This is a genomic window from Rhodococcus sp. SORGH_AS_0301, assembly GCF_030818285.1.
In the GTDB taxonomy this organism is placed as follows: domain Bacteria; phylum Actinomycetota; class Actinomycetes; order Mycobacteriales; family Mycobacteriaceae; genus Rhodococcoides.
In genome coordinates this window covers 3741997-3755995 of sequence record NZ_JAUTAC010000002.1, presented here as the reverse complement: position 1 = coordinate 3755995, position 13999 = coordinate 3741997, and the positions used below count along the sequence as shown (strand labels likewise).

Below are 13999 nucleotides of genomic sequence, written 5' to 3'. Positions count from 1 at the left end.
TGAACGGGTTCCCTCTCGCGGGGACCAGGAAGGTTCGGCAGCAGGTGGCAGCAGGAGACAGCACGGGGAACTCGTCGTCCGGCGCGTCCGGGCTTCGGCGTCTCGTGATCGTCGAGTCACCCACCAAGGCCAAGAAGATCGCGCCCTATCTGGGCAAGAACTACGTGGTCGAGGCCTCGGTCGGGCACATCCGAGATCTCCCGCGTGGTGCTGCAGACGTTCCGGCCAAGTACAAGGGCGAGTCCTGGGCTCGTCTCGGTGTCGACGTGGACCACGACTTCGAGGCTCTCTACGTCGTCAGCCCGGAGAAGAAGGGCAAGGTCGCCGAGCTCAAGAGCCTGCTCAAGGACGCCGACGAGCTCTACCTCGCCACCGACCCCGACCGCGAGGGCGAGGCCATCGCGTGGCATCTCCTCGAGACGCTCAAGCCGAAGATTCCGGTTCGACGGATGGTCTTCCACGAGATCACCGAGCCGGCCATCCTCGCCGCCGCCGCCGACACCCGCGAACTGGACACCGACCTCGTCGACGCCCAGGAGACGCGCCGCATCCTCGACCGCCTGTACGGCTACGAGGTCTCGCCGGTGCTGTGGAAGAAAGTCATGCCGAAGCTGTCGGCGGGCCGCGTCCAGTCGGTGGCCACACGTGTCATCGTGCAGCGCGAACGTGAGCGCATGGCGTTCCGATCGGCCGAGTACTGGGACATCTCGGCGCAGCTCGACGCCGGCGCCGAGGCGACGCCGCGGGCGTTCGGTGCGCGCCTGGTCAACGTCGACGGCTCTCGTGTCGCGTCGGGACGCGACTTCGGTGCCGACGGCAAACTCAAGTCCGAGGGCGTCATCGTTCTCGACGAGGCTCGCGCACGCCGGTTGTCCGAGGCTCTGGACGGTGTCGATCTGACCGTCGCGTCGGTCGAGTCCAAGCCGTACACGCGTCGTCCGTACCCCCCGTTCATGACCTCGACCCTGCAGCAGGAGGCCGGTCGCAAGCTCCGTATGTCCTCCGAGCGCACCATGCGTATCGCGCAGCGGTTGTACGAGAACGGCTACATCACTTACATGCGTACCGACTCGACGAACCTGTCGGCGTCGGCGATCGATGCCGCACGTCGTCAGGCCACCGAGCTGTACGGCCCCGAGTACGTGCACGACACCCCGCGGCAGTACACCCGCAAGGTGAAGAACGCGCAGGAGGCGCACGAGGCCATCCGCCCCGCCGGTGACTCCTTCGCGACGCCGGGCCAACTGCACAGCTCGCTGGACACCGACGAGTTCCGCCTCTACGAACTCATCTGGCAGCGCACGGTCGCATCCCAGATGGCGGATGCGCGCGGAACCACTCTGTCGCTGCGCATCTCGGGCACCGCGGGTACCGGTGAGGAGTGCACCTTCGTCGCGTCGGGACGCACCATCACGTTCGCCGGCTTCCTCAAGGCTTACGTCGAGAGTGTCGACGACCAGGCCGGCGGACAGTCCGACGACGCCGAGTCCCGGTTGCCGGTTCTCGAGCAGGGACAGGCGGTCACGGCCACCGGTCTCGATCCCGACGGTCACACCACCAACCCACCGGCCCGCTTCACCGAGGCGTCGCTCATCAAGACGCTCGAGGAACTCGGCATCGGTCGCCCGTCGACGTACTCGTCGATCATCAAGACCATCCTCGACCGCGGATACGTCTACAAGCGCGGTAGCGCCCTGGTGCCGTCATGGGTGGCGTTCTCCGTGATCGCGTTGCTGGAGGCGCACTTCGGCCGGTTGGTCGACTTCGACTTCACCGCAGGCATGGAGGACGACCTCGACGCCATCGCCGGTGGCCGCGAACGACGTGGAGACTGGTTGTCCGCCTTCTACTTCGGCGGTGAGAACGGCACGGAGGGGTCGGTCGCACGGTCCGGCGGACTGAAGAAGATGGTCGGCCAGAACCTCGAGGACATCGACGCTCGCGTCATCAACTCGATCCACCTGTTCGACGACTCCGAAGGTCGCGACGTACACGTCCGCGTCGGTCGCTACGGCCCGTACCTCGAACGGATGGTGCAGAACCCGGACGATCCCGACGGGGATCCGATCTCGCAGCGCGCCAACCTGCCCGACGACCTTCCGCCGGACGAGCTGACGCTCGAGTTCGCCGAGAAGCTGTTCGCGACTCCGCAGGAGGGTCGCAAGCTCGGTGTCGACCCGCTGTCGGGTCACGAGATCGTCGCCAAGGAAGGACGATTCGGGCCGTACGTCACCGAGGTCATCCCCGAGGAGCCCGAGCCCACCCCGGACATCGTTCCGGTGGAACAGCATTCGTCCGACGGGGGCGGCGGCACCGCCGTGGCCACCAAGGCGGCGAAGAAGGCTCCCGCCAAGAAGGCCGCCAAGAAAGCGACCGCACCGAAGCCGCGAACGGGTTCGTTGCTCAAGTCGATGGATCTCGCGACGGTCACGTTGGACGACGCGCTGAAGCTGCTGTCGTTGCCGCGCGTGGTGGGCGTCGATCCCGAGAGCAAGGAAGAGATCACGGCGCAGAACGGGCGCTACGGTCCCTACCTCAAGAAGGGCACCGACTCCCGCTCGCTGGCCACCGAGGACCAGATCTTCACCGTCTCCCTCGAGGAGGCTCTGAAGATCTACTCCGAGCCCAAGCGTCGCGGACGTCAGGGTGCGGCCACGCCGCCGCTGCGCGAACTCGGTGTGGACACTGTCAGTGGTCAGCCGATGGTGATCAAGGACGGCCGCTTCGGTCCGTACGTCACCGACGGTGAGGCCAACGCCAGCCTGCGCAAGGGCGACGAGGTGGGCACCATCACCGACGAGCGGGCCATGGAACTCCTCGCGGATCGTCGCGCTCGCGGGCCCGTGAAGAAGAAGGCCACCAAGAAGGCGCCGGCGAAGAAGGCTCCCGCCAAGAAGGCGGCAGCGAAGAAGACGCCGGCCAAGAAGGCTCCCGCGAAGAAGGCGGCCGCCACGAAGACCGCTGCGAAGAAGGCGCCGCCCGCCGAGTCCTGAGGACCGCACCTGTCCGCGATTGCCCTTAGCGTTCTCCTCACACACGAGGAGAGGGGCACATCATGGCGGGGACGTACACATCCGTGGGGCCGTCGGTCGACGTCACGGGCGAGAAGCTCGATCTGGTCACCATCCTGGCCGATCAGCGCGGGATGCTCGCGATCACGGCGCGGGGGATCACCGATGAGCAGGCGCGTCGGCGCACGACCGTCAGTGAGTTCACGCTCGCCTCGCTGATCGCGCACGTCGCGTCGGTGATCCGCGGGAACGTGACCATGCTCGAGGAGCGCGACGAGAACTCGACCGTCGACTTCTCGGGATCGGGCGAGCCCGAGGTGCCGGAGTCGATCGAACAGGTGCTGGCCGAACTCGACTGTGCCGGCCGAGCGCTGGAGCAGTGCATCGCCGCGCTCGGCAACCTCGACGACCTGATCCCGCAACCCACCGCACCGTGGGCGCCGGAGCGCATCTGGTGGACGGCGCGGCGCGTACTGCTGCACCTGTTGCGCGAGATCGCCCATCACAGCGGGCACGCCGACATCCTCCGCGAGGCTCTGGACGGGCAGTCGACGATGGGTGTGGTGGCGGGTGACATGGGGTTGGAGTTCTAGGCGCGATTGCCGTCCTGGACGCGCACCTCCCCGCAGTTCGCGACCGTCCCGTGCCTGCGCGTACTGCCGAGGGGTGCGCGTCCTTCTGTTGCTGTGAGCGCTGCCCGGAGACGATCGGCGAGAGCCGACGTCGCCAGGTCGTTCCACGTCCACCGTTCGATCCGCCACTCCAGTGAGCGCAACCGGTCCTCGCGCAGTTTCTCGGCGATCACCACATCCGCTGCATCCCCGTACTCGCGGTACTTCGCGAGCCCGTCGAACTCGCCGATCACTCCGTCGAACAGGAAGTCCGGCCGTCCCACGAAGCGTCCGCTCTCGTCGAGGACGTCGCATTGGAGCGCAGGAGCGGGGAGGCCGTGCCGGTGCAGGTAGACCCGGCTCCGAGACTCACCCACGCTCTCGGCGCCACCGTCCATGAAGGCGATGGCCCGCCGCGCCCTGTCGATCCCGCGACGACCGTGCGCTCGGGCCAGCGTCGCAGCCAGATCGTCCGCCGATGTTCGGCGCAGAGCAGCATCGCCGGAGCAGACCGAGGACTCGAACGGCCGACTACAGGCGAGGTCGACGACGGTTCTGGCGAGCGAGGTGACACGCACCCCGTCGACCGTCGTCACGTCGTCCGGGTGCAGTGGCGATGCGTGCACGACGCGCGACGTGCCGGCCCGACCACCGCCGGATCGATTCGCCGTCAGGTGTGCTCGACGATCGATGTCGGGCCACAGGTCGATGCCGTGGACCAGCGCTGCCGAGCTGTGGCTCACCACCAGATCGCTGTCGGAGGAGAGGACGGCGGCGCGTAGCTCGAGCAGTCGGCGGGTGCGGTCGTCGGACAGGTCGGTCGTCGCCGGATCGACGTAGACGCCGCGGCGCACGGGAACGATCGAACCGGACCGGACAGCAGCGCGTACCTCACCGTCGGACACGCCGCGTCGTCGGAGATCGGCTCGGGGGATCAGACACATGCATCGAAGGGTGCGCGATGCGGGCGTCGAGTCGTCGGCCGTGATCCACAGGCTGGGGATGGAGAATGTACGCGCACCTCTCGGCAGTTCGCGACGGTCCAGGGCCTGCGCGAACTGCTGCGAGATGCGCGGCCGAGCCCACCCCTGGAGCGGTACTCTCACTCTCGAACCACTGACCTACTTCGGGAGTACTGATGGCCGGCGGACTCGTAGCCCTGCTCGACGACGTGGCAGCGCTTGCCAGGCTGGCGGCGGCGTCGATCGACGACGTCGGTGCCGCGACCGGCAAGGCGACGGCCAAGGCCGCCGGTGTGGTCATCGACGACACCGCCGTGACGCCGCAGTACGTGCGCGGCCTCGCCGCCGAACGCGAGCTCCCCATCGTGCGGCGCATCGCCCTCGGGTCGCTCCGCAACAAGCTGCTCATCATCCTGCCGATCGCGCTGCTGCTGAGCCAGTTCCTGCCGTGGCTGCTGACGCCGATCCTCATGGTCGGCGGTGCCTACCTCAGTTACGAAGCGATGCACAAGATCTGGGGCGCCATCTCCGGACACGGCGCTCACGATCACGACGAGGACGGACCTCGCGACGAGGACACCGTCGTCGCCGGAGCCGTGCGCACCGATCTCATCCTGTCCGCCGAGATCATGGTCATCGCGCTCGACACCATCGCCGCCGAGGGTTTCTGGAGTCGGCTGATCATCCTGGCCGTCGTCGCCGTGGTGATCACCGTCCTCGTCTACGGCGTGGTCGGTCTCATCGTGAAGATGGACGACATCGGTCTCCGGTTGGCCGACACCTCGTCGGGCATCGCGCAGACAGTCGGGCGCGGCCTGGTCAAGGGCATGCCCAAGGTCATGGCGGTGCTGTCCGTGGTGGGCACCGCGGCGATGCTGTGGGTCGGTGGCCACATCCTGCTCAACGGCATCGACGAGCTGGGCTTCCACCCGATCTACGAGTTCGTCCACCACATGGAGGACGCGGTCCACGACGTCGCCGGTATCGGGGGTGTGCTGGCCTGGATGGTCGACACGCTGGCATCCGCGCTGATCGGTCTCGTCGTCGGCTCGATCGTCGTGGCCGTGATGACCGGGGTGTCCTCGTTGCTGGCCAAGCGTCGCGGTGGGGCTGTCGCACAGGAGCACTAAGCTCTCCTCCCATGGCGCGAGTGTTCGAACGGTTGGTCGGTCAGCACGAGGTGGTCGCCGAGCTGTCCGACGCGGCGGCGGCTGCGCGTGAGGGTGACATCGGTTCCCGCATGACGCACTCGTGGCTGTTCACCGGGCCTCCCGGGTCCGGCCGCTCCATCGCCGCTGTCTGCTTCGCGGCTGCGCTGCAGTGCACGGACCCGGACGTCATCGGGTGCGGCCACTGCCACGCCTGCACCACCACCATGCACGGCACCCACGGCGACGTGCGCCGCATCGTGCCGCAGGGCCTCAGCATCTCTGTCAAGGAGATGCGCGAGGTGGTGCAGATGGCAGCGCGTCGCCCCACCACGGGGACGTGGCAGATCGTGGTCATCGAGGACGCGGACAGGCTGGGCGAGCGCGCCTACAACGCGCTCCTCAAGGCGGTCGAGGAGCCGCCGGCCCGCACCATATTCCTGCTCTGCGCACCGTCCGTGGATCCGGAGGACATCGCCGTCACCATCCGCTCGCGCTGCCGGCACGTGGCTCTGGTGACGCCCAAACCCGCGGACATCGCACGCGTACTGCGGGAGAACGACGGCCTGGACGAGAAGACCGCCGCGTGGGCCGCCTCGGTGGGCGGCGGACACGTGGGCCGCGCGCGCCGCTTGGCGACGGACCCCGAGGCACGCGAGCGACGGCAGCGGGCACTGGGCATCGCCAAGGCGGCGCTCCGCCCCGCCACCCAGTACGCGGTGGTCGAGGAACTGGTGAAGGCCGCCGAGTCCGACGCGGTGCAGATCAACGCCGACCGCGACGAGCGGGAGACCGACGAACTGCGGACGTCCCTCGGCGCCGGCGGCACCGGCAAGGGTGCAGCGGGCGCGCTGCGCGGATCCGCCGGCGTGCTCAAGGAACTGGAACAGCGGCAGAAGTCGAGGCGCACTCGTACCGGTCGTGACTCGCTGGACCGGGCACTCATCGACCTTGCCGGGCTGTACCGCGACGCTCTCGCACAGTCGTACGGCGCCTCGTCGACGATGACGCACCCCGACATGGAGGACCAGGCCCGCGGCCTCGCCTCGGTGTCGACTCCCGAGTCGTTGCTGCAGTGCATCGAGGCGATCCTCCGGTGCCGCGAAGCGCTGGAGATGAACGTCAAGCCCAAGTTCGCGGTCGACGCGATGGTCGCCACACTGGGCGCGGCGGCCCGCTGACCCCCGTTTTGGGTTCGGGCGGGGGGACCGGTTAAACTTGCGATGGCTCCTCAGGGAGCCGCGCCGCCTTAGCTCAGTCGGTAGAGCATTTCACTCGTAATGAAAAGGTCAAGAGTTCGATTCTCTTAGGCGGCTCCACACAGTTCAGAAAAAGCGGCCTCGCGATACGCGTGGCCGCTTTTCTGGTCTCTGATCCCCTGTCCTAGCCGTTGACATCCATCTCTGCGGGAGCCTGTCGCACCGAGAACAGATTGCCGAACGGATCGAGCAGCTGGCACAGACGTTCACCGGTGAAGACCGTCTTGGGTCCCCGGTGTGCAACCGCTCCGTGGGCTGTCCAGTCCGCGACGATCGCATCCAAGTCGGTCACGGTCCAGTAGGCGGAGACTCCGGCCGGCCCGGACGAGTTGTAGTCGTCGTTCTCGTGCAGCGTGAGCCGCACCCCGTCGATGTCGTAGGCCACCAGTGCCCCGCCCCGCTGGATCGGTGTGCGACCCAGCCGGGCGGAGTACCACTCGACTGCGGCCTCGAGATCGTCGACGAAGTAGAAGACGTTGCCGACGGGCCCGAGGGCGAGGGGGGTGGTCATCGGGCGAGGAAGTCGAGAATGTCTGCGTCCAGGGCCTTCTGGTAGTCGCCGTAGATGCCGTGCGGTGCGCCCGGGTACACCTTCAACGTGCCGTCCCGGACGAGGTCGATGGACTTCTGGGCCGCCGCCGCGATGGGGACGATCTGGTCGTCGTCACCCTGGGCGATGAAGATCGGGACCGTCAGCGCCTTCAGATCCTCGGTGAAGTCGGTCTCGGAGAACGCTCTCACGCAGTCGTAGGCGGCAGCGAGGTTGACGAGCATTCCCTGACGCCAGAAGTCGTCGATCGCGCCTTGCGAGACCGCGGCGCCGTCACGGTTGGCGCCGAAGAACGGCTGCGCGAGATCCTGGTAGAACTGCGAGCGGTCGGTCAGCACGCCGTCGCGGATGTCGTTCAGTGCCTCGATCGGAGTGCCCTCCGGGTTGGACTCCGACTTCAGCATGATGGGCGGGACGGCGCCGGCAGTGATGACGCGGGCGACGCGGGATCCGCCGTGCTGGGCGGCGTAGCGGACGACTTCGCCGCCGCCGGTCGAGTGGCCGATCAACGTCAGTTCCTGCAGATCCAGAGCCTCGACGAGCTCGGCGAGGTCACGGGCGTAGGTGTCCATGTCGTTGCCGGTGTAGGTCTTGGACGACCGGCCGTGTCCGCGGCGATCGTGGGCGATGGCCCGGTAGCCGGCGTCGGCGAGCAGCTTGAGCTCGACCTGCCAGGCATCCGACGACAGCGGCCATCCGTGGCTCAGCACCACGGGCTTTCCGGTGCCCTGCTCGGTGTAGTAGATCTCGGTTCCGTCGGTGGTGGTGATGTAGGGCATGGCGACCTCCAGGTTTCGTGGGTCCCGATCAGTGGCTGACGACAAGGTTCCTGCACGCCTGACCGGGGGTCGTCACGTCCGGCCGGGGTCTCGCACTACCGGTCGGCCGGTACGCCGAACAGGTGTTCCTCCTTCTCGGTCGTACCGGTCACCGTGTAGGACAGAGCCTCGGTCATCCGCTGGTGATCCGACTCGGTCCAGCGCTCACGGTGCTGCCGCTCGAGATCGCCCCACGACCGGGCGGTGAACTGCTCGACACGCAGAGACGGGTCCTCGCCGTTCCTGAACAGTGCCCAGGAGTACCCGCCGGTCCGGCGGCGAGCTTTCCCGACGGCCGCCATGGCGCGGTCGAAGTCGGTCGTCGAGTCGGGCCGCACCCGGTACGTCACCGAGACGACCACGGGGCCGTCGTCGGGTTCGGGTTCGAACATCACCATCGGTGTCGGCCACGCCGTCGACACCCCGCGCGGCAGCGTGCCGGTGTCGGCGCGCAGAGGCAGGACCGTGACGCTGGCGGCGGTGACCACCAAGAGCACCGCCGAGATCAGTAGCGCCGCAGCGAAACCGACGTGCGACGCGACCAGACCCCAGACGAAAGAGCCCAGCGCCTGGGAGCCCATGAACACCAACAGGTAGATCGACATCCCCCGAGCTCTCACCCAGTGCGCGAGAGAGAGCTGAATCGCCGCGTTGAGTGTGGTCAGGGTGGCGATCCACGCGGCGCCCGACAGCAGCAGCAACGGGACGGCCGCGCCGGCGGGGAGGTAGGCCACGGAGACGACGCCGACGGCATAGGTGACCGCGGACAGTGCCAGCACGGCGTTGCCCGACATCGACTGTCGCAACCGCGGGTAGAGCGCCACGCCGGACACTGCGCCGACACCGAGCATTCCCAGGACGAGCCCGTACCCCGACGCGCCGAAGTGCAGGTGGCGCGACGAGGCCAGGGGCAGCAGGGCCCACAGCGCCGATGCCGGGAAGGCGAACAGGGCCGAGCGCAGCAGGATCCGGCGCACGATCGGTGCGGACTGCATGTAGTGCAGCCCGGTCAGCATGGACCTGCCGAGGCGCTCTCGGTCGACGGACCGGTCGTCTGCGGGCCGACGCCACCACACGAGCGCGCCGATGATGACGACGAACGTCAGGGCGTTGATGGCGAACACCGCGGCGGGTCCGGCCGCAGCCACGATCACGCCGCCGATGGCCGGGCCGACGGCGCGCGCACCGTTCACGGTCACGCCGCCCAGGGCGGATGCTGCCGGGATCTGTTCGGCCGGAACCAGTTCGGGTTGGATGGCCTGCCATGCGGGAGACGACAGCGCAGAGCCGCACCCCAGCAGGAACGTCATCGCCAGCAACATCATCGGGGTCAGCACGTCGGTGAAGGCGAGCACCGCGGTGGCCGTCGCGGCGACGGCGGTGTACGTGCTGATCGCGATCAACAACCTGCGCCGATCGAGCAGATCGGCGAGTCCGCCGGCGAGGAGGGCGAAGAACAAGGTGGGCAGCAGGCTGGCCGTCTGCACGAGGGCGACCACGGTCGCGCTGCTGTTCTGCTCCACCAGGAACCACTGTGATCCCACCGTCTGCATCCACAGGCCGATGTTCGACACCAGCTGAGCGATGAACAGCGTGCGATACACCCTGCCACGCAGCGGCGCCCATGCCGAGGACGAGTGGGTGTCGGGGCCTGCGGCGAGGTCGGCGGTCATGGGTGGACCTTCCGGTCGGTCGATGCGTGCGCGGTGGCGACGATGCCGCCAGGCATATCACGACCACCGGGCGGTGTCGACACGGCGCAGCACGGGTCGTCCATCCGCCTCCTCGCGGTGAGGATGAAGCCCCCGAGCCACATCCTCGACGTGGTCACGGCGGCGTGAGGACCGAATCCACTGCATGCTGGAGAATGGCGGTCGCTCGGTGCAGCGTGGCGGGATCGGTGGGCATCGCCCGGTCCCAGAACAGGCCGTCGAGAACCGTGTTGAGGAACGCGGCGTTCAGCGACTGATCACCCTGTGGCGCTGCACCTTCGGCGGCGAGAATGTCGAGCCACTGCTCGACTCTCCGTTGCGCTTCCTCGGCGAAGGACGCGTAGGCGGCTCGGATGTCTGCGGTGGGTTCGGGTACTGCGAACGCCTCGACGGTGCTGATCAACGCGCGCCGCGCCTGCGCACCGACGGCAGGCACCAGGACCTGCTCGAGGCAGCGCACGAGGCGATCCCGAGCCGGTATCGATCGGTCGTGGATGACGTCGGCGTCCGGTGTCACCACGTCGTAGATCGTGGCGAGAACGGCCTCGCGCAGTGCGCGCTGGGTGGGGAAGTGATGACGGAGAGAACCCATGCTCACTCCGGCGCGCGCGGCGACCGATCGCACGCTGAGTGTCGACGCCGGGTCCTCACCGATCATCTCGCAGGCAGCGATGAGTATCCGCGCCCGCGTGTCCGGGCCGGGTTCCTCCGGTGTCGGCATCGCGTCCCCTCTGTTCCTCTGCGCTCGTTCCTGCTCTGAGCAGGACCGTTCACGCGACCAGCACAATGTGCTAGCACGGTGTGCTAGCGTCGTCGCCATCGTTCGCGACAGTACAGCGTGCTAGTGGCACGGCCGGCGGAAGAGGAGCGAATCATGTTCGATCGAGTCAGGCGCCGCCGCGCGGCTCGTCGGGTGCGACCCGGCGACGGGCGAGCACTGCAGCCGTTCCGATGGTGGCAGTTGCTGGGACGTGCGCTGTTTCATCTCCCACCGTCGGGCCCCCATGAGCCGGAATGGTCCGTCGACATCAGGCACTGGCAGGACCAGGCCTCCGGTTCTGTCACGGCCGATCTGTACAGAGACGGTCTGTGCGAAGCACGGTCGACACTGCCCGCCGCGTTCCCCGTCGAGGACGGCCGCATCGAGGTCGCGATGAGTGGTTTCGGTGTCAAGCGGTGCCATCTCGTCTCCGCTGACGGGAGCGAGCGGCAGCTGAGCCCCGACCCTCGCTCGGCCGAAGGGCGCCGGGCCCGATTCGACAGGCGGCACCCCGCGGCGAGTTCGGTCATCGGCGTCGTTTCGATCGCCCTCGTTCTCAGCGGAGTCCTGTCGCTCGCGGTGTATCTCGTCGAGACAGTGTCTCGAATTCCGCCGATCGCCGAGTCGGTCGGTGTCATCGCCGCACCGATCGATCTGCCGACGTGGTCGACGGTCGCCTCCACCGTCGGTGCCGCCGTGGGCAGCACGGAACGCGCTCTGCGACTGCGTTATCACTGGCTCGACGCCGCCGGTAACTGATCGGCCGTCGGCCACCCCCGCTACCGAATGGACATCCCGTGAACCGATACGACACGCGTACTGCTGCGGTGGCCGCGATCAGCCTCGTTCTCGTCGGCTGCTCGACGACCTCCACCGCGTCTCAGCCCGATACTGCAGTGCAGCAACCATATTCCATGCCCGACCTCGAGTGGGCCTCATGTCCCGACGACGTCGGTGACCCAGCGGAGGAACCGTCGCGCCTGCAGTGCGCGTCGGTGCCCGTGCCGATCGACTACGACGACCCCGACGCTGGACAGATCGACGTCATGATCTCTCGGCTGCCCTCCCAGAAGCCGGAGCAACGGCGAGGGGTGCTGTTGCTCAACCCGGGCGGCCCCGGTGGTACGGGGCTCGACCAACCGACGTTCCTGGTGAATCGGGGCATGCCGCAGTCCGTGCTGGACAGTTACGACCTCATCGGCATGGACACCCGTGGGGTGGGCCATTCCAGTCCCATCAGCTGCGGCTTCACCGACGACCTGCACTACTACGGCGCAGTCCCGCCGTACGCGTACGACCAGGCTGCTTTCGACGAGCAGGTTCGTACTGCGAGAGAAGTCGCGCGCCGGTGCGCCGCCGAGGACGACGGCCTGCTGCGCCACGTGAGCACCGCGAACGTGGCGCGGGACCTCGACCGCGTCCGAGCTGCTCTCGGCGAGGACACCGCGAGCTTCCTCGGCTACTCCTACGGCTCGGCGCTGGGCGCGGCCTATGCGTCGATGTTCCCCGAGAGCACCGACCGAATCGTGTTGGACAGCAACATCGGTGACACCCATCTCGATCGAGCCGGGATGCGGCGCTATTCCCGAGGAATGGAAGACACCTTCCCGGATCTCGCCCGGTGGATGGCCGAGCGTCACGACCGATACGGTCTCGGTGCGACCGAGGACGAGGTGCGGGCGACGTACTTCGACATCGCCTCCAGGCTCGATGCCACGCCCGTGAACGGGGTCGACGGTCGCTCGTTCCGTCTGGCCACCTTCGTCACGCTGTACAACCCGGCGACGTACGAGACTGCGGCCGATGCGTGGGTCTCGTACCGGGACGGCCTCGCGGCGGGTCAGGGTGGGGACCTTCCGCAGGGGGCTCCGGTACCGTCGGCCGGCGACAACTCGTGGTCCGTCTTCCTGGCGGTCACCTGCAACGACGTCGAGTGGCCGCACGACGTGACCACGTACGAGAATGCCGTCGCCACCGACAGGGTCGACTACCCGCTGTTCGGCGCAGCGGCGGCGAACATCATGCCGTGCGCGTTCTGGGCCCATGCCCCGACCGAACCCCCGGTCTCCATCGACTCCGACGGACCGACGAACATCCTCATCGCGCAGCATCGACGTGATCCGGTCACGCCCTTGCGCGGCGGTGAACTGCTCGACGAGCGCTTCGGAGATCGTTCCCGGCTGCTCAACGTCGACGGCAGTGGGCACGGTGTCTTCGCGCTCGGAACCAACCCCTGCGCGCAGGAGGTGGTCACCGAGTATCTCGTCGGCGGCACCATGCCGGAGAAAGACGCCCAGTGTCCTCGGGCGACGCAGTGAGCACCGGCTGACGCCGTGACATCTGTCATGACCGGTCGATGACAGTGTCACCGTATCCGGTGCACGCAGGCACTGGCAGCGGTCGGTCAGCTCGACGACTCTGGTTGTCGATGAACACATTTGACCGGATCGACCGAGGCGCAAGGAGGGCGACATGACGAACCCGCCACACGACAGCACGCAGGACGCACCGACCACCGATGCCGGAGCGAGGGTGGTGGACAGTCTGGGTGGCACCAGCGGCATGATCCGCACCGCGATACCGGTGATCGTGTTCGTCGTCGCCAACTCGATCTGGACGCTGCCGATCGCGATCGGCGCCGCGGTGCTCGTCGCACTGGGACTGACCGTCCATCGCGTCCGAGGTGGTGAGTCGATCGCCGGGGCGAGCGGCGGTCTCGTCGGCGTTCTCGCCGCCGGCGCCGTCGCGGCGATGAGTGGCAGTGCGAGCGGCTACTTCCTCCTCGGCATCTGGACCAGCCTGGTGGCCGGCGTCGTGGTACTCGCATCGGTGCTGATCCGCCGACCGGTGACCGGCCTGCTGTGGAACGCGCTGCACGGCAACCGATATGCCTGGCGACGGAACTCCTCGGTGCGCCGCGCCCACGACGTCGCCACTCTCACCTTCGCGGTGCTCTTCGGTGCCCGGTACCTCGTGCAGGACTGGCTGTACGACACCGACGCCACCGGCTGGCTCGCCGTCGCGAGAATCGGGATGGGTGCGCCGTTGTTCGCGGTCGCCGTGGTGGTCACCGTCTGGGCGTTCCGGCGTTCGACCACGCACTTCGTCCGTTGAGAGACACCACCGACAGACAGTTCGACACCCGCCCCACCAGAGGAAAGGACCTCC

General features: G+C 67.8%; 12 protein-coding genes and 1 tRNA gene. 8 read left to right on the top strand and 5 right to left on the bottom strand.

Annotation, left to right across the window (positions count from 1 at the left end):
- Positions 1-44: 44 nt before the first annotated feature.
- Together topA and QE397_RS18385 are read left to right on the top strand one after the other, a co-directional pair.
- Positions 45-2993 (top strand): type I DNA topoisomerase, encoded by a 2949-nt coding sequence (gene topA / locus QE397_RS18390; protein WP_307096586.1) that lies wholly within the window; start codon positions 45-47, stop codon positions 2991-2993.
- Positions 2994-3055: 62 nt separating this feature from the next.
- On the top strand, positions 3056-3604 hold the full coding sequence (locus tag QE397_RS18385; RefSeq protein WP_307096584.1) for a DUF664 domain-containing protein: 549 nt from the start codon (positions 3056-3058) through the stop codon (positions 3602-3604).
- On the opposite strand, the gene QE397_RS18380 is transcribed toward QE397_RS18385, so the two are convergent.
- Positions 3601-4728, bottom strand: coding sequence for a type IV toxin-antitoxin system AbiEi family antitoxin domain-containing protein (locus QE397_RS18380; RefSeq protein WP_307096582.1), 1128 nt, complete (start codon positions 4726-4728; stop codon positions 3601-3603). The two genes, QE397_RS18385 and QE397_RS18380, sit on opposite strands and share 4 nt — an antisense overlap.
- A 32-nt stretch (positions 4729-4760) precedes the next feature.
- Here QE397_RS18380 and QE397_RS18375 point away from each other — a divergent pair, with 32 nt between their 5' ends.
- From QE397_RS18375 to QE397_RS18365, 3 genes are all read left to right on the top strand, one after another.
- Positions 4761-5714, top strand: a complete 954-nt coding sequence (locus QE397_RS18375) for a DUF808 domain-containing protein (protein ID WP_307096580.1) — start codon at positions 4761-4763, stop codon at positions 5712-5714.
- Positions 5715-5725: 11 nt separating this feature from the next.
- Positions 5726-6913 carry a DNA polymerase III subunit delta' gene (locus QE397_RS18370; RefSeq protein ID WP_307096578.1) on the top strand — a complete coding sequence of 396 codons (1188 nt, stop codon included), beginning with the start codon at positions 5726-5728 and terminating at the stop codon, positions 6911-6913.
- Positions 6914-6975: 62 nt separating this feature from the next.
- Positions 6976-7051: transfer RNA gene (locus tag QE397_RS18365), tRNA-Thr, on the top strand.
- A gap of 64 nt (positions 7052-7115) precedes the next feature.
- On the opposite strand, the gene QE397_RS18360 is transcribed toward QE397_RS18365, so the two are convergent.
- From QE397_RS18360 to QE397_RS18345, 4 genes are all read right to left on the bottom strand, one after another.
- On the bottom strand, positions 7116-7502 hold the full coding sequence (locus tag QE397_RS18360) for a VOC family protein (RefSeq protein WP_307096575.1): 387 nt from the start codon (positions 7500-7502) through the stop codon (positions 7116-7118).
- A complete protein-coding gene (locus tag QE397_RS18355; protein WP_307096573.1) occupies positions 7499-8320 on the bottom strand; it encodes an alpha/beta fold hydrolase in 822 nt (273 codons plus the stop codon). Before QE397_RS18355 ends, QE397_RS18360 begins: the two co-directional genes overlap by 4 nt.
- Before the next feature lie 95 nt (positions 8321-8415).
- A complete protein-coding gene (locus tag QE397_RS18350) occupies positions 8416-10032 on the bottom strand; it encodes an MFS transporter (RefSeq protein WP_222638929.1) in 1617 nt (538 codons plus the stop codon).
- A gap of 154 nt (positions 10033-10186) precedes the next feature.
- Positions 10187-10792 carry a TetR/AcrR family transcriptional regulator gene (locus QE397_RS18345; protein WP_222633215.1) on the bottom strand — a complete coding sequence of 202 codons (606 nt, stop codon included), beginning with the start codon at positions 10790-10792 and terminating at the stop codon, positions 10187-10189.
- Positions 10793-10945: 153 nt separating this feature from the next.
- On the opposite strand from QE397_RS18345, the gene QE397_RS18340 reads away from it, so the two are divergent.
- The 3 genes from QE397_RS18340 to QE397_RS18330 all read left to right on the top strand — a co-directional run bounded on the left by QE397_RS18340 (position 10946) and on the right by QE397_RS18330 (position 13945).
- Entirely contained in the window at positions 10946-11590 is a 645-nt protein-coding gene (locus QE397_RS18340; RefSeq protein WP_307096569.1) for a hypothetical protein, read from the top strand.
- A gap of 38 nt (positions 11591-11628) precedes the next feature.
- Positions 11629-13149, top strand: a complete 1521-nt coding sequence (locus QE397_RS18335) for an alpha/beta hydrolase (protein WP_307096567.1) — start codon at positions 11629-11631, stop codon at positions 13147-13149.
- Positions 13150-13303: 154 nt separating this feature from the next.
- Entirely contained in the window at positions 13304-13945 is a 642-nt protein-coding gene (locus tag QE397_RS18330) for a DUF3159 domain-containing protein (protein ID WP_307096565.1), read from the top strand.
- Positions 13946-13999: the final 54 nt, after the last annotated feature.

Bases quoted from the DNA above. Each gene is read 5' to 3' on its own strand.
- QE397_RS18385 (WP_307096584.1), top strand. From the start codon at position 3,056: ATGGCGGGGACGTACACATCCGTGGGGCCGTCGGTCGACGTCACGGGC.
- QE397_RS18375 (WP_307096580.1), top strand. From the start codon at position 4,761: ATGGCCGGCGGACTCGTAGCCCTGCTCGACGACGTGGCAGCGCTTGCC.
- QE397_RS18370 (WP_307096578.1), top strand. From the start codon at position 5,726: ATGGCGCGAGTGTTCGAACGGTTGGTCGGTCAGCACGAGGTGGTCGCC.
- QE397_RS18360 (WP_307096575.1), bottom strand. From the start codon at position 7,502: ATGACCACCCCCCTCGCCCTCGGGCCCGTCGGCAACGTCTTCTACTTC.
- QE397_RS18355 (WP_307096573.1), bottom strand. From the start codon at position 8,320: ATGCCCTACATCACCACCACCGACGGAACCGAGATCTACTACACCGAG.
- QE397_RS18350 (WP_222638929.1), bottom strand. From the start codon at position 10,032: ATGACCGCCGACCTCGCCGCAGGCCCCGACACCCACTCGTCCTCGGCA.
- QE397_RS18345 (WP_222633215.1), bottom strand. From the start codon at position 10,792: ATGCCGACACCGGAGGAACCCGGCCCGGACACGCGGGCGCGGATACTC.
- QE397_RS18340 (WP_307096569.1), top strand. From the start codon at position 10,946: ATGTTCGATCGAGTCAGGCGCCGCCGCGCGGCTCGTCGGGTGCGACCC.
- QE397_RS18330 (WP_307096565.1), top strand. From the start codon at position 13,304: ATGACGAACCCGCCACACGACAGCACGCAGGACGCACCGACCACCGAT.